Source organism: Bradyrhizobium sp. (genome assembly GCF_019242285.1).
In the GTDB taxonomy this organism is placed as follows: domain Bacteria; phylum Pseudomonadota; class Alphaproteobacteria; order Rhizobiales; family Xanthobacteraceae; genus Bradyrhizobium.
In genome coordinates, this window is record NZ_JAFAVV010000732.1 from 1 (window position 1) to 2,683 (window position 2,683).

The window sequence follows — 2,683 nt, forward strand, 5'->3', positions numbered from 1 at the left end:
ACGGCCGCTCTCGGGCGGAGGCGAATTCCGCACCGGCAAAACCCCTTACGATGCACTCTCCGTCAATCTGAGAATCGTGCAGGGCGTGGCGAATGTCGAAGACGTGCGCATGGAGGGCTCGAGCGTCGGTCTCGCGGTAGCGGGCGCGGCGTCGATACCCGAGCGCGACCTCGATCTTCGGGGAACCGCCAGCCTGCTTGCGATGACGAGCGGCGCGGCGGCACCCGCGTTCGAGCTACCTTTCATGGTGCAGGGCTCGTGGGATGACCCCGTCATTTTGCCGGACCCGCAGAGCCGCCTTCTGCACTCGGGGGCGGCGCAGCCCATTCTCGATGCGCTGCGCAACCGCAGTCTGCGCGATCCGGTTCGCTCGGCCATCGAGCGCCTGACGGGGACGGCGCCGCCGGATCCGGCGGCGGCTCCGGCGCTGGCAGGAAGTTCCGCGCCGGCCGGCGCGCAAACGCCGGGCGCAGCCGACCCCGAGCCTGCGCAAGAGAGCCGCTAGCTAGCAGCCATTTGCGCGCACCTCTGGGCAGCAGACGCGTCAGCGCGCGACAAGACCGGCGACGCCGCCGCGGCCGACGTCCTGGAATTTCGCGAGCAGCGAGGCGCCGGCAATGCCGACGGCCACGATCGCGATCAAGATCGAGCAGATGGCGTTGATCTCCGGCTTCACGCCGAGCCGAACCTCCGAATAGATGCGGATCGGCAACGTCGTCGCGCCGGGACCCGTGGTGAAGCTCGCGATCACGAGATCGTCGAGCGACAAGGTGAAGGCGAGCATCCAGCCCGACACCAGCGCCGGCGCGATCAGCGGTAACGTCACCGTCAGAAACGTCTTCAACGGCGGACAGCCGAGGTCCATCGCCGCTTCTTCGAGGCTCGTGTCGAACGTCAAGAGCCGCGATTGCACCACCACGGTGACGAAACACGTGATCAGCGTCGTGTGGGCGATCGCAATCGTCCAGAAGCCGCGATTGATGTCGATGGCCACGAACAGGAGCAGCAGCGCAAGTCCGGTGATCACTTCCGGCATAACCAGCGGCGCATAAATCATGCCGGAAAAGAGCACGCGGCCGCGAAAGCGCCCGAACCGCACCAGCGCAATGGCCGCCAGCGTCCCCAGTACCGTCGCCGCGCTCGCCGACATCACAGCGATGCGCAGCGTCACCCAGGCGGATTCCAGCATGGCGCGGTCCTCGATGAGCTCGGCGTACCACCGCAACGACCAGCCGCCCCACACGGTCACGAGCCGCGAGGCATTGAACGAGTAGATCACCAGAATGGCGATCGGCAGATAAAGGAAGGCAAGGCCCAGCGCGAGCGAGCCGACATTGAACCAAGAGGCCTTGCGCATGGTCAGCGTCCCCTTGCGAGATCGCGCGTCTGCACCTGCTCGTACACAACGATCGGCACGACCAGCAGGCAGAGCAGCACGACCGCAACAGCGGACGCCACCGGCCAATCTCTGTTGGCGAAAAACTCACCCCATAGCGTCTGTCCGATCATCATGGTCTGCGAGCTGCCGAGCAGGTCGGGTATGACGAACTCACCGACAATGGGAATAAAGCAAAGCAAGACTCCCGCGACGATGCCCGGCCGCGACAGCGGCAGCGTCACCAGCCAAAATGCTTTCCAGTTGGGACAGCCGAGGTCGGCGGCGGCCTCGAGCAGCGTCTCGTCCATTTTCTCCAGCGTGGCGTAGATCGGCAGCACCATGAACGGCAGGTAGGAGTAGACGATGCCGATATAGACCGCCGTATCGGTGGACAGCCACGCCGGCGGCTCGTCGACGATCCGCAACGCCAGCAGCACCTGATTGAGCAGGCCGTCGCGCTGGAGAATGTTGATCCAGGCGTAGATGCGGATGAGAAACGACGTCCAGAACGGCAGCACAACCAGCACGAACACCACGGGCTGCCAGCGCCGCGGGGCGCGCGCCATGCCGTAAGCGACGGGAAAACCGATCAGCAGCAGCAGCGCGGTCGAGACCGCGGCGATCTCCAGACTGCGCAGATAGGAGAGCAGATAGAGCCAGTCGGAGCCGAGCAGCGCGTAATTCTCGAACGACAGCGCGCCGAGGAATTGCCGGAGTGCACCCCAGCCGGCGCCCGGATCGAAGACCGGCGTGTAAGGCGGCTGCGCGATCGCGGTTTGAGAGACACTGATCTTCACTACGATCAGGAACGGCACGAGAAAGAACACGACGAGCCAGAGATAGGGCACCAGCACCACCAGGCGCGCACCCCAGCTTCGTCTGGAAACGCCGGCCGCGTTTTTCTTTCTCCGCATCTGCCGCCTCGCTAGTGTCCCGATTCCGAAGTTCGCTCACCTTTGCGGCACCCTCTGACGCGAACTTCGGAATCAAAGGGACACTAGCAACTCTATGACTCTAGTGCCCCTTTTGAACCCGAAGTTCGCAACGGATATCGCCGCAACAGACGTGCGAACTTCGGGCTCGGGGCACTAGCGCATGTTCCGGAAAAGTAGGAACCGTTTTTTCCGAATAGAACATGCGCACAGCCAAAACTGGAAAGCATCCCGATGCGAATCGGCATGCGCTCTATCGCGCGAGCACCGTGGCCGCTTCCGGCGCCCAGCTCAGCCATACCCGCTCGTCCCACCCGATGGCGCGCTCGAGCAGCCGCGTGACATTGGCGATCGCCACCTTCATGATGAATCC

Annotated in this window: 3 protein-coding genes; 1 reads left to right on the top strand and 2 read right to left on the bottom strand. The window is 64.1% G+C overall.

Translation table 11 applies throughout. The annotated features are described in order from the left end of the window. The coding region (locus tag JOY90_RS29665) for an AsmA-like C-terminal region-containing protein (RefSeq protein WP_291694650.1) at positions 1-505 on the top strand (505 nt) is incomplete at its 5' end. A gap of 39 nt (positions 506-544) precedes the next feature. Here the strand turns inward: JOY90_RS29665 and JOY90_RS29670 are convergent. Beyond that, on the bottom strand, positions 545-1,357 hold the full coding sequence (locus JOY90_RS29670; RefSeq protein WP_291694651.1) for an ABC transporter permease: 813 nt from the start codon (positions 1,355-1,357) through the stop codon (positions 545-547). Between the two features lie 2 nt (positions 1,358-1,359). After that, complete coding sequence (locus JOY90_RS29675) at positions 1,360-2,292, bottom strand: ABC transporter permease (protein WP_291694652.1); 933 nt, start codon at positions 2,290-2,292, stop codon at positions 1,360-1,362. Between the last annotated feature and the right edge of the window lie 391 nt (positions 2,293-2,683).

Excerpts from the sequence above, each read along its gene's own strand:
- JOY90_RS29670 (WP_291694651.1), bottom strand. The coding sequence starts at position 1,357 with ATGCGCAAGGCCTCTTGGTTCAATGTCGGCTCGCTCGCGCTGGGCCTT.
- JOY90_RS29675 (WP_291694652.1), bottom strand. The coding sequence starts at position 2,292 with ATGCGGAGAAAGAAAAACGCGGCCGGCGTTTCCAGACGAAGCTGGGGT.